26 protein-coding genes, 1 pseudogene and 1 riboswitch are annotated in these 22,997 nt (G+C 69.8%); of the genes and pseudogenes, 8 read left to right on the forward strand and 19 right to left on the reverse strand.

The genetic code is table 11. The features are described 5' to 3' along the window. Positions 1–57 precede the first annotated feature (57 nt). Complete coding sequence (locus M2165_RS22710) at positions 58–972, forward strand: LysR family transcriptional regulator (protein ID WP_280816835.1); 915 nt, start codon at positions 58–60, stop codon at positions 970–972. Here M2165_RS22710 and M2165_RS22715 read toward each other — a convergent pair. The 10 genes and pseudogenes from M2165_RS22715 to M2165_RS22760 all read right to left on the reverse strand — a co-directional run bounded on the left by M2165_RS22715 (position 969) and on the right by M2165_RS22760 (position 10,095). Further along, on the reverse strand, positions 969–1,703 hold the full coding sequence (locus M2165_RS22715) for an LrgB family protein (RefSeq protein ID WP_280816836.1): 735 nt from the start codon (positions 1,701–1,703) through the stop codon (positions 969–971). The two genes, M2165_RS22710 and M2165_RS22715, sit on opposite strands and share 4 nt — an antisense overlap. Beyond that, positions 1,703–2,056: a CidA/LrgA family protein gene (locus M2165_RS22720; protein ID WP_280816837.1), complete on the reverse strand. Its 354-nt coding sequence runs from the start codon at positions 2,054–2,056 to the stop codon at positions 1,703–1,705. The genes M2165_RS22715 and M2165_RS22720 overlap by 1 nt, the downstream gene beginning before the upstream one ends. A gap of 19 nt (positions 2,057–2,075) precedes the next feature. Continuing rightward, a pseudogene (locus tag M2165_RS22725) lies at positions 2,076–3,102 on the reverse strand (aminotransferase class I/II-fold pyridoxal phosphate-dependent enzyme). Positions 3,103–3,111: 9 nt separating this feature from the next. After that, positions 3,112–4,071 (reverse strand): adenosylcobinamide-phosphate synthase CbiB, encoded by a 960-nt coding sequence (cbiB, locus tag M2165_RS22730; protein ID WP_280817603.1) that lies wholly within the window; start codon positions 4,069–4,071, stop codon positions 3,112–3,114. A 13-nt stretch (positions 4,072–4,084) separates the two neighbouring features. Next, positions 4,085–4,654, reverse strand: a complete 570-nt coding sequence (gene cobO / locus M2165_RS22735) for a cob(I)yrinic acid a,c-diamide adenosyltransferase (RefSeq protein ID WP_280816838.1) — start codon at positions 4,652–4,654, stop codon at positions 4,085–4,087. Positions 4,655–4,812: 158 nt separating this feature from the next. Further along, entirely contained in the window at positions 4,813–5,637 is an 825-nt protein-coding gene (locus M2165_RS22740) for an ABC transporter ATP-binding protein (protein WP_280816839.1), read from the reverse strand. Further along, positions 5,634–6,644 carry an iron ABC transporter permease gene (locus M2165_RS22745; protein ID WP_280816840.1) on the reverse strand — a complete coding sequence of 337 codons (1,011 nt, stop codon included), beginning with the start codon at positions 6,642–6,644 and terminating at the stop codon, positions 5,634–5,636. Before M2165_RS22745 ends, M2165_RS22740 begins: the two co-directional genes overlap by 4 nt. Before the next feature lie 15 nt (positions 6,645–6,659). After that, positions 6,660–7,538 (reverse strand): helical backbone metal receptor, encoded by an 879-nt coding sequence (locus tag M2165_RS22750; protein WP_280816841.1) that lies wholly within the window; start codon positions 7,536–7,538, stop codon positions 6,660–6,662. Further along, complete coding sequence (locus tag M2165_RS22755) at positions 7,535–8,110, reverse strand: bifunctional adenosylcobinamide kinase/adenosylcobinamide-phosphate guanylyltransferase (RefSeq protein ID WP_280816842.1); 576 nt, start codon at positions 8,108–8,110, stop codon at positions 7,535–7,537. The genes M2165_RS22750 and M2165_RS22755 overlap by 4 nt, the downstream gene beginning before the upstream one ends. Positions 8,111–8,148: 38 nt before the next feature. Further along, positions 8,149–10,095 (reverse strand): TonB-dependent receptor, encoded by a 1,947-nt coding sequence (locus M2165_RS22760; RefSeq protein ID WP_280816843.1) that lies wholly within the window; start codon positions 10,093–10,095, stop codon positions 8,149–8,151. A gap of 67 nt (positions 10,096–10,162) precedes the next feature. Continuing rightward, positions 10,163–10,416: riboswitch (cobalamin riboswitch) on the reverse strand. Between the two features lie 143 nt (positions 10,417–10,559). Between M2165_RS22760 and M2165_RS22765 the strand changes: the two genes are divergently transcribed. From M2165_RS22765 to M2165_RS22785, 5 genes are all read left to right on the forward strand, one after another. Beyond that, positions 10,560–10,784 (forward strand): DUF904 domain-containing protein, encoded by a 225-nt coding sequence (locus M2165_RS22765; RefSeq protein ID WP_280816844.1) that lies wholly within the window; start codon positions 10,560–10,562, stop codon positions 10,782–10,784. Further along, complete coding sequence (locus tag M2165_RS22770) at positions 10,781–11,104, forward strand: cell division protein ZapA (RefSeq protein WP_280816845.1); 324 nt, start codon at positions 10,781–10,783, stop codon at positions 11,102–11,104. The genes M2165_RS22765 and M2165_RS22770 overlap by 4 nt, the downstream gene beginning before the upstream one ends. Positions 11,105–11,389: 285 nt before the next feature. Next, positions 11,390–12,211, forward strand: coding sequence for a sulfite exporter TauE/SafE family protein (locus M2165_RS22775; protein WP_280816846.1), 822 nt, complete (start codon positions 11,390–11,392; stop codon positions 12,209–12,211). Between the two features lie 87 nt (positions 12,212–12,298). Continuing rightward, positions 12,299–12,724 (forward strand): universal stress protein, encoded by a 426-nt coding sequence (locus tag M2165_RS22780; protein WP_280816847.1) that lies wholly within the window; start codon positions 12,299–12,301, stop codon positions 12,722–12,724. Between the two features lie 90 nt (positions 12,725–12,814). After that, positions 12,815–13,507, forward strand: a complete 693-nt coding sequence (locus M2165_RS22785; RefSeq protein WP_280816848.1) for a mobilization protein — start codon at positions 12,815–12,817, stop codon at positions 13,505–13,507. Between the two features lie 6 nt (positions 13,508–13,513). Here the strand turns inward: M2165_RS22785 and M2165_RS22790 are convergent, their stop codons facing one another. From M2165_RS22790 to M2165_RS22825, 8 genes are all read right to left on the reverse strand, one after another. Next, complete coding sequence (locus M2165_RS22790) at positions 13,514–14,026, reverse strand: disulfide bond formation protein B (protein ID WP_280816849.1); 513 nt, start codon at positions 14,024–14,026, stop codon at positions 13,514–13,516. Then, positions 14,023–15,120, reverse strand: coding sequence for a sulfate ABC transporter ATP-binding protein (locus M2165_RS22795; RefSeq protein ID WP_280816850.1), 1,098 nt, complete (start codon positions 15,118–15,120; stop codon positions 14,023–14,025). Before M2165_RS22795 ends, M2165_RS22790 begins: the two co-directional genes overlap by 4 nt. Before the next feature lie 149 nt (positions 15,121–15,269). After that, positions 15,270–16,160, reverse strand: coding sequence for a sulfate ABC transporter permease subunit CysW (gene cysW / locus M2165_RS22800; RefSeq protein ID WP_280816851.1), 891 nt, complete (start codon positions 16,158–16,160; stop codon positions 15,270–15,272). Between the two features lies 1 nt (position 16,161). After that, on the reverse strand, positions 16,162–17,049 hold the full coding sequence (gene cysT, locus M2165_RS22805) for a sulfate ABC transporter permease subunit CysT (protein ID WP_280816852.1): 888 nt from the start codon (positions 17,047–17,049) through the stop codon (positions 16,162–16,164). A 3-nt stretch (positions 17,050–17,052) separates the two neighbouring features. Further along, positions 17,053–18,072 (reverse strand): sulfate ABC transporter substrate-binding protein, encoded by a 1,020-nt coding sequence (locus M2165_RS22810; RefSeq protein ID WP_280816853.1) that lies wholly within the window; start codon positions 18,070–18,072, stop codon positions 17,053–17,055. Further along, a complete protein-coding gene (locus tag M2165_RS22815) occupies positions 18,069–18,641 on the reverse strand; it encodes an alpha/beta hydrolase (RefSeq protein WP_280816854.1) in 573 nt (190 codons plus the stop codon). Before M2165_RS22815 ends, M2165_RS22810 begins: the two co-directional genes overlap by 4 nt. Positions 18,642–18,779: 138 nt before the next feature. Then, complete coding sequence (locus tag M2165_RS22820; protein ID WP_280816855.1) at positions 18,780–19,421, reverse strand: peroxiredoxin; 642 nt, start codon at positions 19,419–19,421, stop codon at positions 18,780–18,782. A gap of 104 nt (positions 19,422–19,525) precedes the next feature. Then, on the reverse strand, positions 19,526–20,440 hold the full coding sequence (locus tag M2165_RS22825) for a LysR family transcriptional regulator (RefSeq protein ID WP_280816856.1): 915 nt from the start codon (positions 20,438–20,440) through the stop codon (positions 19,526–19,528). Positions 20,441–20,573: 133 nt separating this feature from the next. On the opposite strand from M2165_RS22825, the gene M2165_RS22830 reads away from it, so the two are divergent. Next, positions 20,574–21,221: an NAD(P)H-dependent oxidoreductase gene (locus tag M2165_RS22830; protein ID WP_280816857.1), complete on the forward strand. Its 648-nt coding sequence runs from the start codon at positions 20,574–20,576 to the stop codon at positions 21,219–21,221. Positions 21,222–21,304: 83 nt separating this feature from the next. On the opposite strand, the gene M2165_RS22835 is transcribed toward M2165_RS22830, so the two are convergent. Then, positions 21,305–21,862 (reverse strand): NAD(P)H-dependent oxidoreductase, encoded by a 558-nt coding sequence (locus M2165_RS22835; RefSeq protein ID WP_280816858.1) that lies wholly within the window; start codon positions 21,860–21,862, stop codon positions 21,305–21,307. Between the two features lie 188 nt (positions 21,863–22,050). On the opposite strand from M2165_RS22835, the gene panE reads away from it, so the two are divergent. Further along, complete coding sequence (gene panE, locus M2165_RS22840; RefSeq protein WP_280816859.1) at positions 22,051–22,986, forward strand: 2-dehydropantoate 2-reductase; 936 nt, start codon at positions 22,051–22,053, stop codon at positions 22,984–22,986. The last annotated feature ends 11 nt before the right edge of the window (positions 22,987–22,997 follow it).

Genomic DNA, 22,997 nt, shown 5'->3' on the forward strand with positions numbered 1-22,997 from the left:
TGTGTGAGAATCCGCGTCCCCTCGGCAGCGGCCGGGCCCCAGGAATAGTCAACATCCATGGATCAAATCCAGGCAATGCGGATCTTCGTCCGCGTGGTGGAAGCCGGCACGTTCACGCGCGCCGCCGATTCGCTCGCCCTGCCCAAGGGCACGGTCACCAAGCAGATCCAGGCGCTGGAGTCGCGCCTGCGGGTGAAGCTGCTCAACCGCACCACCCGGCGCGTGACGGTCACGCCCGACGGCGCGGCCTACTACGAGCGCGCGGCGCGCCTGCTGAACGACTTCGACGACATCGAAGCCAGCATGACCAACGCCAACGCCAACCCGACGGGGCGATTGCGCATCGACGTCGGCACCTCGGTGGCGCGGCTCATCATCCTGCCGGCGCTGGCGAGCTTCTGCGACCGCTATCCCGACATCCAGGTCGACCTGGGCGTGAGCGACCGCACGGTCGACCTCATCAGCGACAACGTCGACTGCGTGATCCGCGCAGGCGAGCTCAGCGACCAGTCGCTGGTGGCGCGGCGCATCGGCACGCTGCATTTCGTGACCGTGGCGTCGCCCGCCTACGTCAAGCGCTACGGCAAGCCGCAGCATCCGAACGACATCGAGAAGCGCCACCACGTGGTGAGCTATTTCTCGGGCAGCACGCGGCGCATCTACCCGCACGAGTTCAAGAAGGGCGACGAGTACATCGAGCTCAACGGCCCCTACCGCGTGTCGGTCAACGAGAGCAATGCCCACCTCGCGGCCGTGCTCGGCGGCTTCGGCATCTCCCAGGTGATCAGCTTCCAGGCCGAGCCGCTGCTGGAGACCGGCGAGCTGGTCGAGCTGCTGCCCGACTGGGAGCGCGATCCGCTGCCGATCCACGTGGTCTACCCGCCCAACCGCCACCTGAGCGCGAAGGTCCGGGCCTTCGTCGACTGGGCGGCCGACCTGTTCGCCGGCAACCCGCGGCTGCAGCGGCGCTAGAGCGCCGCCGCCAGCCGGATCAGCAACGGCACCAGCAGCGCCGTCGCGATGCCGTTGAGCCCGAGCGCGAGCGCCGAGAACGCGCCCGCCGTCTCGTTGACCTGGATCGCGCGCGCCGTACCGATGCCGTGCGCGGCCATGCCCACCGCGAAGCCCCGCACCGCCGGCTCCTTGATGCCGATCAGGTTGAGCAGGCCGGTGGCCATGATCGCGCCCGAAATGCCCGCGACCGCCGCGGCCACCGCGGCCAGCGACGGCAGGCCGCCGATCTTCTCGGCCACGCCCATGGCGATGGGCATGGTGGCCGACTTGGGCGCGAGCGACAGCAGCAGTTCCTGCGAGCCGCCGAGCGCCCAGGCGATGCCGACGGCCGAGACGATCGCCGCCACGGAGCCCACGAACAGCGCCACGCCGATCGGCAGCCACAGCCGCCGGAGCCGCGCGATCTGCCCGTAGAGCGGCACCGCGAGCGCCACGGTGGCCGGGCCGATGAGGAAGTGCACGAACTTCGCGCCCTCGAAGTAGGTGTCGTACGGCGTGCGCGTGGCGAGCAGCACCGCGACGATGACGATCACCGAGACCAGCACTGGGTTGACCGCCGGATTGCGGCCGCTCTTCGCATGCAGCCACAGCGCGCCGAGGTAGGCCAGCAGCGTGAGCGACAGCCACAACAGCGGCGACTGCGCGAGGAAGGTCCAGATCTCGAACAGCTTGACGGGCGCGGTGCTCATCATTCGGCGTTCTTTCCGGTGATGCGGATCATCCAGCGCAGCGTGAGCGCGGTCACCGTCATGGTGAAGGCCGCACCCACGATGCCCGCCGCGAGGAACGGCAGCCACTCGCGCCCGACGCGCTCGAAATGCAGCATCACGCCGGTCACGGCCGGAATGAACAGCAGCATCAGGTTGCGCAGCAGATGGCCCGAGGTGGCCTCCAGCGCCTCGGGCACGCGGCCGCGCACGAGCAGCGCCACGAAGAGCAGCAGCATGCCGATCAGCGGACCGGGGATCGGCAGGCGCAGCCACTGCACGAGCAGTTCGCCCGCGAGCTGGCACAGAAAGAGCGTGGTGATGGCGTGGAGCATGGCCGTGGTGCGTTCTTCTTCATCGGTCGGGACCGCCGATGGTCGCACGGGTCCAGGCCCGCTTCAGCGCCTGCTGGCTCGCCGGCGGCAGCACGCCGAGCCGCACGACGCCAGGCAGCCCGAAGGAGGCGCAGTCGCGCAGCTTGATGCCCTCGGCGCGCAGCGCGGCGGCATGCGGGGCATACGGCCGTTCGGTGCGGGCGCAGAAGAAGTTGGCCGCGCTCGCGAAGCACTCCCAGCCCAGCGACGCGCAGACGGCGCGCTGCTGCGCCTTCCACGCCGCCAGCGTGCGCAGGCTGTCGGCAAGCCAGGCCTGTGCCGCGTCGCCGGTCCAGGCCTGCAGCAGCGCGACGCCGTGCGCGCCCACCGGCCATGAAGGCGAGAGCCGCGCAAGCCGCTGCATCAGCGGCCCGGCCGCCGTATCGTCGGGCGCGATGGCATAGGCCGCGCGAACACCCGTGAGGCCCATGGCCTTGTTCGGCGTCCAGAGCTGCCAGACGCGGTCCCGCTGCGCCGCGTCGAGCGAACAGGCACCTTCGAGGCGAAGGGGTTCGTAGGCCAGGTCGAGCACGCAGGGCCCGCCTGCCTCGACCTGCGCCTCGAGCTCGGTCTGCGCCTGGCCGAACGGGCTCGACGGCTCGCAGCACCAGCGCAGGACAGCGTCGTCGCGCCGCCGCGTCGCCAGAACGTTCCGCCGCAAGGCCCCAGGCGCGCGCCGCGGCACCGTACTCGCCATAGCCGTTAGCCGGCAGCCGCACCCGCCGGCCGCCGGCCTGTGCGAAGGCGGCGGTGATGCGCTGGATGAACTCGCTCGCACTCGCGGCGATCACGATGCGCTCCGCCGCCACGCCGTGGAAGCGCGCGAGTGCGCCGCGCAGCGCGGTGTAGGCCGGATCGGGGTAGCGCGAGGCGTCGGCGTCGCGCAGGGCGGCCAGTGCCGCGGGGCAGGCGCCGACCGCATTGCCGTTGGTCGAGAAGTCGTGCGCGGCGGCACCGCCCGCGTCGGGGCCGCCGTGCGGCAAGGCGTCAATGCCCAGGTTTTCCATTCGCAGCCCCTACACCGCCACCAGCGCCAGCGATGCGCAGGCGGCCCAGGCCAGCACCGCCCGGCCCCCGATCCGCGCACTGCGCCGCGTGTCGTCCGCGCCGGCCGCCCGGACCTCGGCGTTCAGCGCGTAGACGCCCGGCTTCGCGAGCCGCACGCCGAGCAGCAGCGCCATCGCCGCCATCGGCCAGCCGCTGTTGGGCGAAGGCGTGCGCCCTGCCTCGCGCGCCAGGCCGCGCGGCCAGCGCCCGGCCGCGAGCGCGAGCAGCAGCGCCGTGATCCGTGCCGGCAGCCACGAGAGCAGGTCGTCGGCGCGCGCGGCCCATTTGCCGAACCAGGTCCAGTCGCGCCCCTGGCGTTCGCCGCGGTAGCCCCACATCGCATCGGCCGTGTTCGCGAAGCGGTAGACCGCCGCGCCGGGCAGGCCGAGCAGCACGAACCAGAACAACGGCGCCACGAGCGAATCGTTGAGGTTCTCGGCCAGCGATTCGATCGCGCTCTCGCGCACCTCGCGTTCGCCGAGCGCCTCCACGTCGCGGCTTACCAGCCGCGCGAGCCGTGCGCGGCCCGCGGCCAGCGAATCGCCCAGCGCCGCCTCGACCGCCAGCACTTCGTCACGCAGCATGCGCCATGCAAAGAGCGGCTTGAGCGCGAGCCCGAGCACCAGCGCCGCCGCCCAGGCCGGCAGCCCCTGCACCGCCGCCCCCTGCACGGCCGCGGCCACCGCACCGGTGGCGATCGCCCCCACGCACCACACCAGCGCGCCGCAGCCAAAGCGCGGCCAATCCACCGGCCGTGCCTGCGCCGCCGGCGGTGCGATGCGCGCGCCGGTCCAGCCCAGGTAGCGGCCGATCCACACCACCGGATGCCAGCGCGCGGGCGGCTCGCCGAGCCAGCGGTCGATGGCCAGCGCGAGCCACAGCGCGGCGATCAAAACCAGCGAAAGCGCGGACGATCCTGGTGCTTGCAGCGGCGCCAATCAATCAATCCTCGATGCCGCGCTGCGCGGGAATGCCGGCCTTGAAGGCATGCTTGACCATCGTCATCTCGGTCACGGTGTCGGCCAGCTCGACGATCTCGGGCGGGCAGCGGCGGCCGGTGAGCACCACGTGCACATGGGCCGGCCGCGTGCGCAGCGTCTCGAGCACGCCTTCGAGCGGCAGCCATCCGTAGATCAGCGGATAGGTGATCTCGTCGAGCACGACCAGAAAGTGCTCGCCCGCGAGGATCGCCGCCCTCGCCCTCTCGCAGCCGTCGCGCGCGAGCTGTGCGGAGCGTTCGAGGTCCTGGCTCTTCCAGCTGAAGCCGTCGCCGAGCCCTTCGATCGGAATGCCGATCTGCTCGAACATGCGGTGCTCGCCGAAGCGCGCCGTCGGCACCTTCATGAACTGGTAGATCTTCACGGCCTTGCCGCGGCCGTGCGCGCGCAGCGCCAAGCCGAAGGCCGCGGTGCTCTTGCCCTTGCCGTCGCCGGTGTTGACGATCACGAGGCCGCGGCGCTCGCCTTCGGGCTTGTCGTAGGGCTTGTCGGTGGGTGGGGTTTCTATTTGCATGTGTACCTCTTCAATCAGGCCTGGAAAGCGGACTTGACCGGGAACGCAGAGGTCGCGAAAAAACGCAAAGGTCGCAGAAGGAGAACAGGCAGATTCTTGTCTTCATTTCTGGGACCTTTGCGAAACCTTCGCGACCTCTGCGTTCGGCTGCCCGCATCTCATTCCGGCAACGCAATCCATTGCTCCGCCACCCAGTGCACCCGGATGCGGTGGTCGAACACGCGTTCGAGGGCGGCGTGCGTGGCGGGATCGTCGCTGGCGCCGTGGTGCACCACGCGGCCCTGGTCCATCACCACGAGTTCGTCGGCGGCCAGCGCCATCGGCAGTTCGTGCAGCACGCTGACCACCGTGCGGCCTTCGGCCACGAGGGCGCGCACGGCCTGCATCCAGTCGGCCTGGTGCGGCGGGTCGAGGTTGGCGAGCGGTTCGTCCATCAACAGCAGTTCGGCCTCGACCGCGAGCGCGCGCGCCAGCAGCACGCGCTGGCGCTCGCCGCCCGAGAGCTGGCCGAGCGGGCGCTCGCGCCAGTCCCAGGCCTGGGTGCTGCGCAGCGCGCGCTCCACCGCGCGATGGTCGGCCGCGCTCGGCGTCGCCAGCCAGCGCTGGTGCGGCAGGCGGCCGAGCATCGCGATGTCGTAGACCATCAGGTCGTCGGCACTGCCCTCGCCCGCCGCGCCGCTCTGGCCGAGCCACGAGAGCCGCTGCGCGCGCACGCGGTGCGAAAGCTGCGCCGCAGCCTCGCCGAACAGCCGCACCTCGCCGCGGTGGGCGAGCAGGCCCGCGAGCACCTTGAGCAGCGTCGACTTGCCCGCGCCGTTCGGCCCGACGATGCTGGTCCAGCGCCTGGCGCCGATCGCCAGGTCGATGCCGTGCAGCACCTCGGCGCTGCCGAGCCGGGCAGTCACGCCGCATGCTTCGAGCGCGGGGGCGTTCACCGGACTGGCTGCGGTGCGGGCCGCTTCGGGCCGCCGGGTGGCGCTCATGCCATCCCTCCGCGCGCGCTGCGCCGGTGCATCAGCCACAGCAGGTAGCTGCCGCCGAGCACCGCGGTGAGCACGCCCACGGGCAGCTCCTGCGGCGCGATCAGCCAGCGCGCGAGCAGGTCGGCCGACATCAGCAGCAGGCCGCCCATCGCGGCCGACAGCACGATCAGCCGCGCATGCGTGGTCTTGACCAGCGAGCGCACGAGGTGCGGCGAGGCCAGGCCCACGAAGGCGATCAGGCCCGTCTGCGCGACGGCCGCGCCGGTGGCCAGCGCGAGCACCACCACCAGCGCCGCGCGCATGCCGGCGAGCGGCAGGCCCAGGCTGCGCGCGGTGGCTTCGCCGAGCGACAGCCCGTCGAGCAGCGGCGCGAGCGCCCAGCCCGCCAGCAGGCAGACCGCGCCGACGATCGCCATCACCGCGCATGCGCTCCAGCCGACCAGGCCGGTGCTGCCCATGATGAAGCCCTGGATCGCCTGCAGCACGTCGGCCGAGGCGATGGTGATCAGGTCCTTCACCGCGCCGAGCACCACGCCGACGATCACCCCCGCCAGCAGCAGCCGCAGCGTCTGCTGCACGCCGCGCGCCAGCGTGAGCGTGAGCATCACCGCGAGCACCGCGCCGACGAAGGCCGCGCCCGTGAGCCCGAGGCGCATCGCCCATTGCGCATGCGCGGCGGTGCCGCCGAACAGCATCAGCGCCACGGCCACGCCGAGCGAGGCGCCCGAGGCGCTGCCGAGCAGGTAGGGATCGGCGAGCGGGTTGCGGAACAGCCCCTGCGCCACCGCGCCCGCCAGCCCGAGCAGCGCGCCCGCGAGCCAGGCGCCGAGGGTGCGCGGCAGGCGGATGTCCCAGACGATCTGCAGCGCCACCGGATCGCGCCCGGCCGCCAGCAGGCTTTGGTAGCCGGTGCTGCCGATGCCGAGGCCGAGCACGGCGAGCGCGGCGCCCAGGCCGAGCAGCGCCGCGCCGACCAGCCAGACGCGGCGCTGGTGCTGCGTGTGCATGACGCCCTCGCGCACTCAGCCGCCCTTCTCGGCCAGGCAGCGCGCCATCAGCCGCGCCGCCTCGTCCATGCGCGGGCCCGGGCGCACCAGGATGTCCGACTGCGCGGCATCGAAGCGGCAGATGCGCCCTTCGCGCACCGCGCGGATCGCGCCCCAGCCGGGGCGCTGCTCCAGGCCCTGCGCGCTGCGCGTGCCGACCATGATCAGGTCGGGGTCGGCGCGCACCACGTACTCGGGGTTGAGCTTGGGAAAGGGACCGAGCGCGGCCGGCACGATGTTCTTCGCGCCGAGCCGCGCCAGCGTCTCGCCGATGAAGGACGATTCGCCGGCCGCGTACGGCACGCTGTTGACCTCGAAGTAGACCTTCAGGCCGCGGGCGCGCGCGGGCACCGATTCGGCCGCGGCCGAGACGCTCGCGTCGATGGTGCGCCAGACCGCGGGCGCCTCGCCGGTGCCGAGCACCTGGTCGAGCTTGTCGAGCACGCGGCGCACGTCGGCATGGCTCTTCGGCTCGAGCACCAGCACCTTGAGGCCGAGCGCCTCGAGCCGCTGCGTGACGCGCGAGGACTTCGCGAGCAGCACCGCATCGGGCCGCAGCGCGACGATGGCCTCGACGTTCGGATCGAGCCCGCCGCCGAGCTGCGGCAGGCCGCGCACCGACTCGGGCGAATTGGAGTAGCTGTCGACGCCGACGATCCGCGAACAGGCGCCGAGCGCGCACACGCCCTCGGTCAGCGAGGGCAGCAGCGTGACGATGCGCTGCGGCGGCCGCGGCAGCGCCACCTTCACGCCGCGCTCGTCGCTCACCTCGAGCGCCTGCGCACCGAGCGCGGCCAGGCCGAGCGCGGTTGCGAACGCGAAGGCGCGGAGTCGTTGCTTCGTGGCCGGGATCATGCGGGGGCCTTGAGGGTGAGCGGCAGTCCGGCCGCCATCAGCGTGACGCGGCCGCAGGCCGCGGCCACTTCCTGGTTCAGGCGGCCGAGCGCATCGACGAAGGCGCGGGTTTCGCGGCCGAGCGGGATCACGCCCAAGCCGATCTCGTTGCCGACCAGCACCAGCGGTCCGCGTGCGTCGCGCAGCGCGCGCTGCAGCATGCCGGCGTGCAGCTCCGGCGTGCGGGTGGCCGGCCGCGCATGCGCGTCGCGCAGCGGCATCAGCAGGTTGGTGAGCCAGAGCGTGAGGCAGTCGACCACCACCAGCGTGTCCGGCGCACTGTGGCTGACGATGGCGCGCGCCAGCTCGACCGGCTCCTCGACCGTGCGCATCGCGGGCACGCGCCCGGCGCGGTCGGCCTGGTGGCGCGCGATGCGCGCGCGCATCTCCGCGTCGTGCGCCTGCGCGGTGGCGATCAGCACGGCGCGGCGCGCGCCGGGCGCCTCGGCCAGCCAGTCGATGGCGCGCTGCTCGGCACGCCGCGATTTGCCGCTCTTCTGGCCGCCGAGGATGAATTCGTGCGCAGGGGTCATGGGCGTTTCGCGGTCGGTGCCTATCGGTCGGGCTTGCGCTACCGCGGCGTCCACTTGAGGCCGAGGTAGGCGTTGCGTCCGCCGGTGTCGTAGCCGCGCGCGAGCATGTAGTCCTTGTCGCCCACATTGTCGATGCGCGCGACGAGGCCGATCTCGGGCGTGAGCTGCGTGCTCGCCACCAGGTTCAGCACGGTGTAGCCGCCGAGCCGGCGGGTGTTGGCCGCGTCGTCGTAGCGCTTGCCCGAGCTCTGCACCTCCGCGCCCAGCGTCCAGGCGCCGATGCGCCAGTCGGCGCCCAGCGTGCCGTGGCGGCGCGCGCGGCGTGCGAGCAGCAGGTCGGTGTCGCGGTCGCGTGGATCCTGGAAGTCGGCCGACGCGCGCAGCGTCACGTCGCCGATGCGGTGGCCGCCCGAGAGCGTGACGCCGCGGTAGCGCGCGCGCGCGGTGCTCGCGTAGCAGCCGAAGCTCGAGCTGCAGCCGGTGGCCGCGCCGTCGAACACGATCAGGTTCTCGACCCGGTTCTCGTAGACCACGATGCCGGCGTGCGTCGCGCCGTCGGTGTAGCGCAGGCCGAGCTCGACGTTGCGCGCCGACTCGGGCTTGAGGCTCGCGTTGCCGTATTCGCTGAAGCGCTGGTACAGCGTGGGCGCGCGGAACGCGGTGCCGGCCGAGACGGTGGCGCGCAGCTTCGGCGTGATCGCGTAGCCGTAGGCGGCGCTGCCGGTGGTCTTGCCGCCGAATTCGCTGTCGTCGTCGTGGCGCACGTGCAGCTGCAGCGAATGCGGGCCCTGCACGAAGCCGTAGCCGAGCGACACCGCGTCCTGCGAGCGGTCGCGCGCGAACAGGCCGCTGCTGGTGGTGGGCGCGTTCTCGAGCGCATCCTCGCGGCGCTCCAGCGTGGCCGTCACGAGGTGCGGGCCGAAGCGGAATTCGTTCTGGAACAGGTAGCCGCGCAGCCTGGTTTCGGTGCGGTAGAACGAGGGCTGCGTCTTGTAGATCGACTGCGAATCGGTCACCTGCACGCGGGTGCTGTAGACCTCGTTCCACTTGGCCGACCACGAGAGCCCGGCCGTCTGCAGCGTGTTGCTCGAGACGTCGTTCTTGAAGAGGATCGGCGGGCGGGTCCTGAAGCTCACCGGGGCGTCGTAGCCGGCGTTGGTGTCGCTGTAGAGCAGCGTGGCGTCGAGCCGCTGGTCCGGGGTGATCTGGTAGCCCAGGCGCAGGTTGCCGGCGTTGGTGCGGTAGCCGTCGCGGTCGGGGCTGGTGAAGCCGTCCTTCGAAGGCGTGCGCTTGTCCATCGGCAGCACGTTGAAGCCCTTGCTCTCCTCGTGCGACACGCCGACCGCGTAGTCGAAGCCGCCCGACTTGCCGCTCACGCCGGCCTCGCCACGGCGCAGGCCATGGCTGCCGATGCCGACGCCCGCGTAGGGTGCCACGCCCTCCTCGCCGCGGCGCGTGAAGAGCTGGATCACGCCGCCCACCGCGTCGGAGCCGTACACCGCCGCGGCGGGGCCGCGCAGCACCTCGATGCGGTCGATCTGCGACAGCGGAATGCTTTCCCAGGCGGCACCGCCGGTCGATTGCGAGTCGACGCGCACGCCGTCGATGTAGACCGCCGTGAACCGCGTCTCCGCGCCGCGCACGAACAGGCTGGTGGTGTTGGCCACGCCGCCGCTGCGCGCGATCTCGATGCCGGGCAGCCGCGCGAGCACGTCGGCCACGCCGACGGCGCCGCTCTTCTCGATGGTCTCGCGGTCGACGATCGACACGTCGCCGACGAGATCGGCCAGCGGCTGCGGCGTGCGGTTGGCCGTGACCACCGTCTCGCCGAGGGTGGCCGGCCCTTGGGCCTGGGCGCGCGCGGTCGAGGGCAGATGCAGCAGCGCGGCGCCGCCGAAGGCGGAGGCGAGCGCGAGCGGCAGGCAGGCGAGGCGGCTGCGGCGCGCGGGTGCACGGCCGAAGGAAACTGGAACGCAGGAAGTCATGAATGGAACGAACGTCTATGCCCTTCGCCGGCTTCCCCGCCGGCGTGTGGGCGCAATGGCTGCCGAATGCGGCAGCCGCCTTGTTGGCCGGTATCCGGGCTGGCAGTGCGGCCTCACCGCCTTCCCAGGGCGCCTGTTTCAGGGCGCCCAGTGGCTGTGTGGATGAGGCTGACGCGCGCGGCGTCGACTGCTTGACCGTTGCGGGGGCAGCGCAGGCGGCTTCGGCCCGGACTTCGTTTCCGAAAGGGGCGTTCACTCCTGCTTCCCGTTGAACCGCGGCGCGTGAACCACGCCGCAGGCACCAACGGCGGGGATTCTAGGCGCAGTAAGCCGAAAGTTGCGCCGGCGCCGCGCGGCCGAGAAAGTTTTTGAAGGACGGCCGCGGGTGGCCGCAGAATCCGTGCGGTTCACCACGGCGCGTGGCGCCGCGGACCCGCAACCCCGGGAAACTACAATCGTCAACCATGCCCGCCTCCAGCCCCATCGACCAGATCGCCGAGCGTGTGGAACGCCTGCTCGTGCGTCATGAAGAGGTGCAGCGCACCAATGCGCTGCTGCAGGAGCAGGTCGAGGCGCTCACGCGCGAGCGCGACCAGCTGAAGTCGCGGCTCGCCGCGGCCCGCACGCGCCTCGACGCGCTGCTCGAGCGGCTGCCGGCCGAACCACCTTCCGAAGATTCCCCCGCATGAAGCAGATCGAAGTTCAGATCATGGGCCAGAGCTACCTGCTCGGCTGTCCCGACGGCGGCGAAGCGCAATTGCGCGAAGCCGTCGACCGCGTCGACGCGGCCATGTGCAAGATCCGCGATGCGGGCAAGGTCAAGGCGCGTGACCGCATCGCGGTGCTGGCCTCGCTGAACCTCGCCTTCGACCTCGCCGCGCAGCAGGCGGCAGCACCCGCGCCGGCGCCCGAGGCCGCCGCCCCGGCCGACGACGATGCCGACGCCAAGGCCACGCAGCTCATTCATAAACTCGATCAAGCCCTCGCGGGCGATGACCATTTACTCTGAGCGGAGGCACCCGGCGCGGTGCAGGCGTAAAATCCGAACTGTCTGCGGTGCGCGTCGGGCTTAATATTTCCTTGTTCCAATGCTCTCCGGAGCCGGGCTTGGTACATCGCTCGACGGGCGTGATCATCTCGCGTCAGATGAACCCGAAGTCTTGCTGCCCTCGCCCACCTGAACCCTGGTTCAGGATGCGGGTTCGGCGCCCACTTGCAGACACCTTTTTCCGTTCATACGGCCCCTGCATGCACTGCACGGGGCCGTTGCTTTTTCTTCTCAAGGCTTCCTCGCGTGACTTCCCTGCTCGACCCCCTCCTGATCGCCGAATTGGCCGCACTCGGCCTGGGCACCGGTTTTTTGGCGGGCCTGCTCGGTATCGGGGGCGGCATGCTGATGGTGCCGTTCATCACGATCATCATGGGTCACCGGGGCGTGGCTTCCGACCTGGCGGTGAAGATGGCGATCGCCACTTCGATGGCCACGATCATCTTCACTTCGGTCTCCAGCGTGCGTGCGCACCACAAGCGCGGCGCGGTGCGCTGGGACATCGTCCGGCGCCTGGCGCCCGGCATCGTGATCGGCAGCCTGATCGGCAGCCTGGGCGTGTTCGCGCTGCTCAAGGGGACGGTGCTCGCGATCGTGTTCGGCCTCTTCGTGGGCTTCTCGGCCACGCAGATGTTCCTCGACCGCAAGCCTAAGCCCACGCGCCAGATGCCCGGCACCGCGGGGCAGCTCGGCGCGGGCGGTGCGATCGGCTTCATCTCGGGCCTGGTCGGCGCGGGCGGCGGCTTCGTGAGCGTGCCCTTCATGACGTGGTGCAACATCTCGATCCACAACGCCGTGGCCACGAGCGCAGCGCTGGGCTTTCCGATCGCGGTGGCCAACGTGCTCGGCTACGTGGTGAGCGGACAGACGGTGCAGGGACTGCCGGACGGCTCGTTCGGCTACATCTGGCTGCCGGCGCTCGCCGTGATCGCGGTGTGCAGCGTGCTCACCGCACCGCTGGGCGCGAAGGCCGCGCACAACCTGCCGGTGAAGAAGCTCAAGCGCGTGTTCGCGAGCATCCTGTACCTGCTCGCGGTCTACATGCTCTGGAAGGGGCTGCAGGGCTGAGACCGGCCTTCGCCCTTTGGCTAAAAAGCCCTTCGGTCTCCGGGTGGATCGGTTGCGGCACGCGGAGGCGGCCCGTATAACCGCCGCATGAAAATCCTCATCGCCGTCGACGGCAGCCCCTACACGCAGAAGGCGCTCAGCTATCTGCTCGCCAACCGGGCGATGTTCGTGGACGGCCACGAACTCGTCTTCGTGCACGTGGTCACCGGCATCTCGGGCCATGTGGCGCGCCACCTCAGCAAGGAGGTGGTGGACGACTATTACGCGGAAGAAAGCGCCAAGGTGCTCGATCCCGTGGTCGCCCTGCTCGCCAAGGAAGGCGTGACCGGCTACACGATGGACAAGCGCCACGGCCATGCGGCCGAGGAGATCCTCAAGTCCGCGGCCGCGGCGAAGGCCCAGCTGATCGTGCTCGGCACGCACGGCCACGGCATCCTCGGGCGCGCGCTGATGGGTTCGGTGGCCACCAAGGTGATCTCGGAGACCGACACCTCCGTGCTGCTCGTGCAGTAACGGCGGCCGCCGCGCCGCCGCCGTGCGCGGCAATCGTCCGCGGTGATCCACGGGTTACAGTGGGACCGCTCCCCGACGACCGGATCAACCATGGCATCCATCAATTTCATCGGCGGCGAGAAAGGCGGTGTCGGCAAGTCGGTCACCGCGCGCGTGCTGGCGCAGTACTTCATCGACCACAGCCGGCCCTTCACCGGCTTCGACACCGACCGTTCGCACAGCTCGTTCACGCGCTTCTACGAAGGCTTCGCCTCGCCCGTCGTGGTCGACAGCTTCGAGGGACTCGACACCGTGGTGAACGGCTTCGAGACGAATCCGCAGCAGAGCGTGATCGTCGACCTCGCGGCGCAGACGCTCGCGCCGCTCGCGCGCTGGATCAAGGAGTCGGACCTGTTCGACGTGTTCGACGAACTCGGCGTGGCGGTCAACTTCTGGCACGTGCTCGACGATGGCAAGGACGCCACCGACCTGCTCGGCACCCTGATCGACACCTTCGGCAACCGGCCCAACTACATCGTGGTGCAGAACTACGGCCGCGGCAGCGATTTCGGCATGCTGCTCGCGTCGCAGTCGCTCTCGAAGGCCACGGCCGCCGGCGCACGCGTGATCGCGCTGCCGCGCCTGCACGAGGCCAGCATGCGCAAGATCGATGCGCAGAACACGAGCTTCTGGAAGGCGGTGAACGACCGCGAGAGCCCGCAGGCCCTCGGCCTGCTGGAGCGCCAGCGCGTCAAGTCGTGGCTCGCGACCGCCTACGCGGCCTTCGACACGCTGCCGCTCTGAACGGCCTCAGGCCCTTGTCGTTGCCGCGCGGCGGCGGAACAGCAGCACCAGCAGCAGGACCGTGAGGACGGCGAAGGCCACGAACGACCAGTTCGCGAGCGTGAGGCCGAACAGCGACCAGTCGACCTTCGAGCAGTCGCCGCCGCCGCGGAAGATCATCGGCAGCGCGCGCTTGAGCGGAAAGGTCTCGATCATTCCGTAGAGGTCGCGGCCGCACGTGACCACCTCGGGCGGATTCCACTGCAGCCAGCTTTGCGCGGCCGCGGTGTAGGCGCCGCCGATCGCCGACAGCAGCGCGAGCGCCGTGCCCGCGAGGCGCAGCCCCTGCGCGCGGAACAGCGCCGCGAGCCCCGCGAACACCGCCACCAGCACCAATGCATAGCGCTGCACGATGCACATGGGACAGGGCTCGAGGCCCACCACGTGCTGCAGGTAGAGCCCGAAGGCCAGCATCAGCACGCAGGCGAGGCAGATCAGAGCAAGCGCGCGGCGCGGCGCGCCGAAAAACCAAGCGATCAAGGGGAAACCCAATCTTCTTCGACGAACACCCTGGCCTTGCGCGGCGTGGCGACCACGGTGTCGCCCTCGTTCAAGCCCAGGTCGCGGAACTGTTGCGCAGGGATTTGCGCTTCGATGATGGTTCCGGAGCCCGGATTATCTGGATTCGTCCCGGTGGGCTCAAGTTCCAGCCGCGCGATCGGACCGACCACGATGGCGCGCGACAGCGTGGCGACGATGCCGCTCGCGCCGGCGGTGTAGCGCTCCACGCTGAGGTCGTGCGGCCGCACGTAGGCCATGGCCTTGGCGCCGCGCGCGTCGCGGTGCTCGGGCGAATCGAGGCGCATGCCGTCGAGCTGCACCGCGCCGTCGTCGGCACGGCCATGAAACAGGTTCACGTCGCCGAGGAAGCCGTAGACGAAGGGGCTCGCGGGCTGGTCCCAGACCTCCTGCGGCGAGCCCACCTGCTCGATGCGGCCCTTGTTGATGACGACCACGCGGTCGGCCACCTCGAGCGCCTCTTCCTGGTCGTGCGTGACGAAGATCGAGGTCACGTGCAGCTCGTCGTGCAGCCGGCGCAGCCAGCGCCGCAGCTCCTTGCGCACCTTGGCGTCGAGCGCGCCGAAGGGCTCGTCGAGCAGCAGCACCTTGGGCTCGACCGCGAGCGCACGCGCGAGCGCGATGCGCTGGCGCTGGCCGCCCGAGAGCTGCGACGGATAGCGGTCGGCCAGCCAGTCGAGCTGCACCAGCTTGAGCAGGTCGGTCACCTTGGCCTTGATCTGCGCCTCGCTCGGCCGCTCGCGGCGCGGCTTCACGCGCAGGCCGAAGGCCACGTTCTCGAACACCGTCATGTGGCGGAACAGCGCGTAGTGCTGGAACACGAAGCCCACCTGCCGCTCGCGCACATGCACGTCGGTGGTGTCCTCGCCCGCGAACAGGATGCTGCCGGTGTCGGCCGTCTCCAGCCCCGCGATGATGCGCAGCAGCGTGGTCTTGCCGCAGCCCGAGGGACCGAGCAGCGCGACCAGCTCGCCCGAGGCGACGTCGAGGTTCACGTCGTTCAGGGCGCGGAAGTCGCCGAACTGCTTGCTGATGTTGCGTATTTCGATGCTCATGTCATTCTTTCAAAACCGAATACGGACTCCGAACGCAGAGGGCGCGAAGGTTTCGCGGAAGTCACACAAAAATTCAAAGAAATTTTTGAGTGTCTTCTTTCGCGCTCTTTGCGAAACCTTCGCGTCCTCTGCGTACGGCTGTTCTGTCTTCAGGTGGTCGGCCGCTCCGGCGGCAGTTCGGCGATAGCCTTCATCTCGCGCTCGTGGCGCCATTCGATCACCGACTTGATCACCAGCGTGACCAGCGCGAGGATGGCCAGGAGCGAGGCGACCGCGAAGGCCGCGACCGACTGGTATTCGTTGTAGAGCACTTCGACGTGCAGCGGCATGGTGTTGGTCTGGCCGCGGATGTGGCCCGAGACCACCGACACCGCGCCGAACTCGCCCATCGCGCGCGCATTGCAGAGGATCACGCCGTACAGCAGGCCCCACTTGATGTTGGGCAGCGTCACGCGGCGGAAGGTCTGCCAGCCGGTGGCGCCGAGCACGATCGCGGCCTGCTCCTCGTCGCTGCCCTGCGCCTGCATCAGCGGGATCAGCTCGCGCGCGATGAACGGGAAGGTCACGAAGACGGTCGCGAGCACGATGCCGGGCACCGCGAAGATGATCTTGATGTCGTGCGCCGCGAGCCAGGGCCCGAGCCAGCCCTGCGCGCCGAACACCAGCACGTAGATCAGGCCTGCGACCACGGGCGAGACCGCGAACGGCAGGTCCACCAGCGTGGTCAGGAAGGCCTTGCCGCGGAACTCGAACTTGGCGATGGCCCAGGCCGCGGCCACGCCGAACACCAGGTTCATCGGCACGGCAATGGCGGCCGTGATCAACGTGAGGCGGATCGCGCTCCAGGCGTCGGGCTCCTGGAGCGCCTCGACGTAGGCCGCGGCGCCCTTGCGCAGCGCCTCGGTGGCGACGGCCGCGAGCGGCAGCACCAGGAACAGGAACATGAACGCGAGCGCCAGGCCGATCAGCAGCCAGCGCACCCACGGCGCCTCGGTGGTGCCCGCCTGGACGCGGCGGATGACTTTGGAGGGAGCACTCATCTCAGGCCCCCGCACGGCGACGCTGCCACGCCTGCAGGCCGTTGATGACCAGCAGCAGCAGGAACGAGATGACCAGCATCACGAGCGCGACCGCGGTGGCGCCCGCGAAGTCGTACTGCTCGAGCTTGCCGATGATGATGAGCGGCGTGATCTCCGAGATCATCGGCATGTTGCCGGCGATGAAGATCACAGAGCCGTACTCGCCGATGGCGCGCGCGAAGGCCATCGCGAAACCGGTGAGCAGCGCGGGCGCGATCGAGGGGAAGATCACCTTGGTGAAGGTCTGCAGGCGCGTCGCGCCGAGCGAGGTGGCGGCTTCTTCCAGCTCCTTCTCGGCGTCCTCGAGCACCGGCTGCACCGTGCGCACCACGAAGGGCAGCCCGATGAAGATCAGCGCGATCACCACGCCCGCGGGCGTGAAGGCGAGCTTGATGCCGTGCGGCTCGAGCAGTTGCCCGATCCAGCCGTTGCCCGCGAGCAGCGCGGTCAGCGAGATGCCGGCCACGGCCGTCGGCAGCGCGAACGGCAGATCGACCAGCGCATCGACGATGCGCTTGCCCGGGAACTTGTAGCGCACCAGCACCCAGGCCACGAGCAGGCCGAACACCGCGTTCACCATCGCCGCGAGCAGCGAGGCGCCGAAGGTCAGCCGGTACGAGGCCATCACGCGCGGCGCGGTGACGGCCACCCAGAACTGCTCCCAGCTCAGCGTGAAGGTCTTGAAGACCAGCGCCGACAGCGGGATCAGCACGATCAGGCACAGGTAGAAGACCGAGAAGCCGAGCGTGATGTGAAAGCCCGGCAGCACGCGCTTGGCGCCCGCTGCCCGGTTCGAACGTGAAAACGGCGCTCCCGCGGACGGGAGCGCCGAAGGAACAGCGCCGCTCATCGATTACTTCGCGCCGGGCGTGTAGAGCTTGTCGAACTGGCCGCCGTCGTTGAAGTGCACCTTCTGCGCCTCGCCGAGGCTGCCGAAGAGTTCCTGCACCGTGAACAGCTGCAGCGGCTTGAAGGTGGCGGCGTACTTCTTGAGCACCGCCTGCGAGCGCGGACGCAGCGCATGCTTGGCCGCGATCTCCTGGGCTTCCTCGGAGTAGAGCCAGTCGAGGTAGGCCTTGGCGAGCTCGCCCGTGCCCTTCTTCTTGACCGTGCGCTCGACGATCGCGACCGGGTTCTCGGCCACGATGCTGATCGACGGGTAGACCGTGTCGACCTTGCCGGTGCCGAAGTCGCGGTCGATCGAGACCACTTCCGATTCGAAGGTGATCAGCGCGTCGCCGATGTTGCGTTGCAGGAAGGCGGTGGTCGCGTCGCGGCCGCCGCGCGCGAGCACCGGCACGTTCTTGAACAGCTTGCCGACGAACTCGGCCGCCTGCGCATCGGTGCCGCCCTTCTTCTTCACGTAGCCCCAGGCCGCGAGGTAGGCGTAGCGCCCGTTGCCGCCGGTCTTGGGGTTGACGATCACCACCTGCACGCCGGGCTTGACGAGGTCTTCCCAGTCCTTGATGCCCTTGGGATTGCCGTTGCGCACCAGGAACAGCATGGTCGAGGTGGTGGGCGCGGCGTTCTCGGGGAACTTCTTGTTCCAGTCCTTCGCGACCACGCCGGCGTTGGCGAGGAAGTCGATGTCGGTGGTGGTGTTCATGGTCACCACGTCGGCGTCGAGGCCGTCGGCCACCGCGCGCGCCTGCGCGCTCGAGCCGCCATGCGACTGGTCGATCTTCACGTCCTTGCCCGTGGTCTTCTTGTAGTGGGCGGCGAAGGCGGCGTTGTAGTCCTTGTAGAACTCGCGCGCCACGTCGTACGACGCGTTCAGCAGCGTGTTGCCCTGCTGGGCCAGCGCGCTGCTGGCTGCGAGTGCGGAAGAAGCCAGCACGAGCACGGCGGCGAAGGTCTTGAGTCTGGAAGTCATGTGGTTGCCAAGTTTTCTGAAGATGCACGGCCCGCCGGCCACGCGGCGGGCTCGTCGGTCAGCGACTGGAGCAGGGCCAGGCCCAGCGGCCAGTCCCCGTGCCCCGAGTCGATGTTGATATGGCCCGCATTCTGCATGCGAACGAACTCGCTGCCCCAGGCGCGCGAATATGCGCCCGCGAGACGGATCGGGCAATACGGGTCGTTGCTGCTCGCGACCACGATGCTGCGGTACGGCAGCGCGGCATAGGGCACGGGTGCGAAGTCCGCGAGCGCGGCGCGGCGCTCGGGATCGGCCGGCGCCACCAGCAGCGCACCGCGGATGCGGGCGGCGGCCTCGGGCGGCAGGTGCGCGGTCGCGATGCAGCCGAGGCTGTGCGCCGCGATCACCACCGGCTGCGGGCTCTCGAGCACCAGCCGGGCCAGCGTGCCGACCCAGGCCTCGCGCTTGGGCGAGGCCCAGTCGTCCTGCACCACGCGCACCGCGTCGGGAATGCGCTCCTGCCACAGGCTCTGCCAGTGGCCCGGGCCGGAGTCGCGCCAGCCGGGAACGATCACGATGCGAGTCATTGGCTCTCCCCCAGGCTTCGCGCACTTCGTGTCGCTTCGCCCACCCCCTCGCCGGGGGCAACACCAGCGGCCCGGCAGAGCCGGTTCCGCGGTGTTCCCTGAAGGAGCATCGAAGCCTGCACCCTTGCTGTCCCTGTCTTACTTGTTGGGCTGTGGCGTGATGCGCAGGTACGGCCGCACGGCCTTGAAACCCTTGGGGAAGCGCTGGGCGAGTTCGGCCGGGTCCTGGATGCTCGGGACGATGACCACGTCGTCGCCGTCCTTCCAGTTCACGGGCGTGGCGACCTTGTGGCTGTCGGTGAGCTGCAGCGAGTCGATCACGCGCAGGATCTCGTCGAAGTTGCGGCCGGTCGAGGCCGGGTAGGTGATGGTCGCGCGGATCGTCTTCTTCGGATCGATGATGAACACGCTGCGCACCGTGGCCGTGGCCGAGGCGTTCGGATGGATCAGGTCGTAGAGGTCGGCCACCTTGCGGTCATGGTCCGCGATGATGGGGAAGTTGACCGTGGTGTTCTGCGTCTCGTTGATGTCGCCGATCCACTCCTTGTGCTTGTCGGCAGGGTCCACGCTGAGCGCGATCGGCTTCACGCCGCGCTTGGCGAACTCGCCCGACAGGGCCGCGGTCTTGCCGAGTTCGGTGGTGCACACCGGCGTGAAGTCGGCCGGATGCGAGAAGAACACCACCCATGAGTCGCCCGCCCACTGGTAGAAGTCGAGGGGGCCTTCGCTCGAGTCCTGGGTGAAATTGGGGGCGGTATCGCCGAGTCGCAGGGTCGCCATGGTCGCTCTCCTTGGAAGATGGAACCCGCGATTGTGCGAACGGTCGCTTCAATGCCAAACGAATATCTGCTTGTTTGGTTATGGCGATTTTCGAATAAGCCTTTTCAATACATCGGCGACTGGCTGCCGCTCAGGTGCTCGGCGAGGAAATCGATCAGCTTGCGCACCGCCGGCACCAGCGCGCGCCGCGCCGGAAAGACCATGTGCGCGATCGCCTGCGCCGGCCCCCAGTCCGGCAGCAGCTGCACCAGCCGGCCCGCGGCGAGGTCGGCGCGGCACATGTAGCCGGGCAGGAGCGTCGCGCCGACGCCTTCGAGCGCGGCCACTTGCAGCGAGGCAAGGTCGTCCGCCACGTAGCGCGGGGTGTGGAGGTGCACGTGGATCTCGCCGTTCGGCCCCTCGAGCCGCCATTCGCTGCGGCCCTCGGCGTTGGCCGACATGGCCGCGCTCGGCAGCTTCGCGAGGTCGGCGGGCGTCTGCACCGGGCCGAAGCGCTCGAGCAGGTCCGGCCGCACCACCATCACCGCCCGGCTGGTGCCGAGCACCTTGGCGACCAGCGTGGTGCTGTCCTCGATCGCGGGGCGCACGCGCAGCGCGATGTCGATGCCTTCCTCGATCAGGTCCACCGGCCGGTTCAGCACGCGCAGGTCGATGCGCACCGCGGGATAGAGCGCCATGAAGCGCGGCAGCAGCTGCGCGAGTCCGCTGTGGGCCACCGTGATCGGGCAGGCCAGGCGCACGATGCCGCAGGGTTCGGTGTGCACCTGCGCCACCGCCTCGGTCGCCGCCTGGGCCGCATCGCGCACCGCCGCCGAATGGCGCAGGAAGAGTTCGCCCGCCGGCGTGAGCGACAGGCGCCGGGTGCTGCGCTGCATCAGCTGCACGCCGAGCCAATCCTCCAGTTCCGCCACGCGGCGCGAAAGGCGCGATTTGGGAATGCCAAGTGCGCGGCTGGCGGCGGCGAAGCCGCCACGCTCGGCCACTTCGGCAAAGAAAACCATGTCGTTGAGGTCCTGCATGGCTTCGATTGTCCTGCATATGGAACGAAGTCGTCAAAATTTGACTACTTATCAGCCACTGGCACCAAAAATAGAATTCTCACGTCGCCGGCCACTTTCGAGCGCCGGCTTTCCATCAAGAAAGCGATCGATCATGAAACTGCTGCACATCGACTCCAGCGTCCTCGCCAACGGCTCGGTCTCGCGCCAGCTCACCGCCGAGATCGTGGCCGCCTGGAAGGCTGCGCACCCCGACACCACCGTCGAGTACCTCGACCTCGCCCTCGACGCCCCGCCCCACTTCGGTCCTGACTCCCTGGGCGCCAAGATCGGCCTGCAGGCCCAGCCCAGCGAAGCCCAGCAGCGCGAGAACGCGCTGTCCGAGAAGCTGGTGAGCCAGTTCCTCGCGGCCGACGTGGTCGTCGTGGGCGCACCGCTCTACAACTTCTCGATCCCGACGCAGCTCAAGGCCTGGATCGACCGCCTCGCGCAGCCCGGCCGCACCTTCAAATACACGGAAAAGGGCCCCACGGGCCTCGCCGGCGGCAAGACCGTGATCGTGGCTTCGAGCCGCGGCGGCATCTACTCGACCACCGAGGCCGGCCAGGCCACCGAACACCAGGAGAGCTACCTCAAGGTGATCTTCGGCTTCTTCGGCATCACCGACGTGCGCTTCGTGCGCGCGGAAGGCCTGGCGATGGGCGATGCGCCCAAGGCCGCCGCACTGAGCGCGGCGCGTGGCGACATCCTCGCGGTCACCGCCGAGGCTGCGAACCAGCAGAACGTGGCCCAGGCGGCCTGAGCGGGCGTCCGCCCTCCTGCGTTCCGCCCTGCCAGAAAAAAGGCCGCCCCGAGGGGCGGCCTTTTTCATGGTCGCGCGGCGGCTCAGGCTGCCGCGTGGCTCTTGATCCAGGCCACGTACTTGTCCATCCAGCCCTGCAGGAACTTCTTCGTGCCTTCGTTGCCGATGTGGCCGCGGTCGTCGAACAGGTCGTCCTTCGCCTGCAGGAACACCTCGGGCGCGCCGAGCGTGGGCACGTCGAGGTAGGCCAGCACGTTGCGCAGGTGCTGCTGCGCCAGCGCAGTGCCGATGGCGCCCACCGACACGCCCAGCACGCCGGCCGGCTTGCCGCCCCAGGCGCTCTGCCCGTAGGGGCGCGAAGCGTGGTCGATCGCGTTCTTCAGCACGCCGGGGAAGGAGCGGTTGTATTCGGGCGTGACGAACAGCAGGCCGTCGGCCGCGGCGATCTCGCTCTTGAGCCGCCGGACCGGGGCCGCCTGGTTGCCGTCGTCGTCCTGGTTGTACAGCGGCAGGTCGTCGATGCGCACATGCTCGAAGGTGAAGTCCGAGGGCGCGAGGTGCGCCAGCGCAAGCGCCAGCTTCTGGTTGAACGAATCCTTGCGGAGGCTGCCGACGATGACGGCGATCCGGGTCTGGCTCATGGGTGAGGCTCCTTGATGAAAGAAAAGAAGAAGAAGAAGAAAAAGTCGGGCCGGACGATTATGCGAAGCGCCCATGACCTTTTCCGGAAAAGTTCATCGGCCGCACCCGCCTTTGGCAGGCGCCGAGCACGCCTGCGCGATCGCGGGCATCATGGCCCGCGTCATTCTTCGACCAGGAGCGAATCGCGATGAGATTTCTGATGGTGGGCGCCGGCGCGCTCGGCGGCTATTTCGGCGGACGGCTGCTCGAGGCCGGACGCGACGTGACTTTTCTGCTGCGACCGCGCCGCGCCGCGCAGATCGCAAAGACCGGGCTCGTGGTCCGAAGCCCCTTCGGCGACCTCGACCTGCCCTCGCCGCCGCACGTGCTGGCCGAGGACATCGAGGCGCCGTACGACGTGGTCGTGGTGGGCAGCAAGGCCTACGACCTCGAATCGGCCATGGACGCGTTCGCGCCCGCGGTGGGCCCCGACACCGTGATCCTTCCGCTGCTCAACGGCCTGCGCCACGTCGACCGGCTGGCCGCGCGCTTCGGCGATGCGCGCGTGCTCGGCGGGCTCTGCATGATCTCCGCCACGCTCGACGACGAGGGCCGCGTGCTGCACCTCAACGACATGCACGGCCTGAGCTACGGCGAGCGCGGCGGCGGCCGCTCGGCGCGCGTCGAGGCGATCGCGGCCGAGTTCGCGGGCGCGAAGTTCGACGCCACGCTGAGCGAGAACATCTCGCAGGACATGTGGGAGAAGTGGGTCTTCATCGCCTCGGCCGCCGGCCTCACGAGCCTGATGCGCGCCTCCATCGGCGACATCGCGGCCGCGGGCGGCCGCGACGTGGCGCTCTCGATCTTCGACGAATGCGCCGCCATCGCCGCCCACAACGGCTTTGCGCTGCGCCCTGCCGCCATCGAGCGCGGACGTGCCTTCCTCACCGCGCCGGGCTCGCCGATGACGGCCTCCATGTACAAGGACATCGTGCGCGGCGCACCCGTGGAGGCCGACCACATCGTCGGCGACCTGCTCGGCCGCGCGCCCTCGCCCGCCCCTTCGGCCGCGCCGTCCATGCTGCGCGCCGCCTACGTCCACCTCAAGGCCTACGAAGCCCGCCGCGCGCGCGAAGCCGCCTGAACGCAGCGGCG

Origin of the sequence: Variovorax sp. TBS-050B (assembly GCF_029893635.1) — a bacterium.
Taxonomy (GTDB): Bacteria; Pseudomonadota; Gammaproteobacteria; order Burkholderiales; family Burkholderiaceae_C; genus Variovorax.

Excerpts from the sequence above, each read along its gene's own strand:
- M2165_RS22710 (WP_280816835.1), top strand. The coding sequence starts at position 58 with ATGGATCAAATCCAGGCAATGCGGATCTTCGTCCGCGTGGTGGAAGCC.
- M2165_RS22715 (WP_280816836.1), bottom strand. The coding sequence starts at position 1,703 with ATGAGCACCGCGCCCGTCAAGCTGTTCGAGATCTGGACCTTCCTCGCG.
- M2165_RS22720 (WP_280816837.1), bottom strand. The coding sequence starts at position 2,056 with ATGCTCCACGCCATCACCACGCTCTTTCTGTGCCAGCTCGCGGGCGAA.
- cobO (WP_280816838.1), bottom strand. The coding sequence starts at position 4,654 with ATGCAAATAGAAACCCCACCCACCGACAAGCCCTACGACAAGCCCGAA.
- M2165_RS22740 (WP_280816839.1), bottom strand. The coding sequence starts at position 5,637 with ATGAGCGCCACCCGGCGGCCCGAAGCGGCCCGCACCGCAGCCAGTCCG.
- M2165_RS22745 (WP_280816840.1), bottom strand. The coding sequence starts at position 6,644 with ATGCACACGCAGCACCAGCGCCGCGTCTGGCTGGTCGGCGCGGCGCTG.
- M2165_RS22750 (WP_280816841.1), bottom strand. The coding sequence starts at position 7,538 with ATGATCCCGGCCACGAAGCAACGACTCCGCGCCTTCGCGTTCGCAACC.
- M2165_RS22755 (WP_280816842.1), bottom strand. The coding sequence starts at position 8,110 with ATGACCCCTGCGCACGAATTCATCCTCGGCGGCCAGAAGAGCGGCAAA.
- M2165_RS22760 (WP_280816843.1), bottom strand. The coding sequence starts at position 10,095 with ATGACTTCCTGCGTTCCAGTTTCCTTCGGCCGTGCACCCGCGCGCCGC.
- M2165_RS22765 (WP_280816844.1), top strand. The coding sequence starts at position 10,560 with ATGCCCGCCTCCAGCCCCATCGACCAGATCGCCGAGCGTGTGGAACGC.
- M2165_RS22770 (WP_280816845.1), top strand. The coding sequence starts at position 10,781 with ATGAAGCAGATCGAAGTTCAGATCATGGGCCAGAGCTACCTGCTCGGC.
- M2165_RS22780 (WP_280816847.1), top strand. The coding sequence starts at position 12,299 with ATGAAAATCCTCATCGCCGTCGACGGCAGCCCCTACACGCAGAAGGCG.
- M2165_RS22785 (WP_280816848.1), top strand. The coding sequence starts at position 12,815 with ATGGCATCCATCAATTTCATCGGCGGCGAGAAAGGCGGTGTCGGCAAG.
- M2165_RS22795 (WP_280816850.1), bottom strand. The coding sequence starts at position 15,120 with ATGAGCATCGAAATACGCAACATCAGCAAGCAGTTCGGCGACTTCCGC.
- cysW (WP_280816851.1), bottom strand. The coding sequence starts at position 16,160 with ATGAGTGCTCCCTCCAAAGTCATCCGCCGCGTCCAGGCGGGCACCACC.
- cysT (WP_280816852.1), bottom strand. The coding sequence starts at position 17,049 with ATGAGCGGCGCTGTTCCTTCGGCGCTCCCGTCCGCGGGAGCGCCGTTT.
- M2165_RS22810 (WP_280816853.1), bottom strand. The coding sequence starts at position 18,072 with ATGACTTCCAGACTCAAGACCTTCGCCGCCGTGCTCGTGCTGGCTTCT.
- M2165_RS22815 (WP_280816854.1), bottom strand. The coding sequence starts at position 18,641 with ATGACTCGCATCGTGATCGTTCCCGGCTGGCGCGACTCCGGCCCGGGC.
- M2165_RS22820 (WP_280816855.1), bottom strand. The coding sequence starts at position 19,421 with ATGGCGACCCTGCGACTCGGCGATACCGCCCCCAATTTCACCCAGGAC.
- M2165_RS22825 (WP_280816856.1), bottom strand. The coding sequence starts at position 20,440 with ATGCAGGACCTCAACGACATGGTTTTCTTTGCCGAAGTGGCCGAGCGT.
- M2165_RS22830 (WP_280816857.1), top strand. The coding sequence starts at position 20,574 with ATGAAACTGCTGCACATCGACTCCAGCGTCCTCGCCAACGGCTCGGTC.
- M2165_RS22835 (WP_280816858.1), bottom strand. The coding sequence starts at position 21,862 with ATGAGCCAGACCCGGATCGCCGTCATCGTCGGCAGCCTCCGCAAGGAT.
- panE (WP_280816859.1), top strand. The coding sequence starts at position 22,051 with ATGAGATTTCTGATGGTGGGCGCCGGCGCGCTCGGCGGCTATTTCGGC.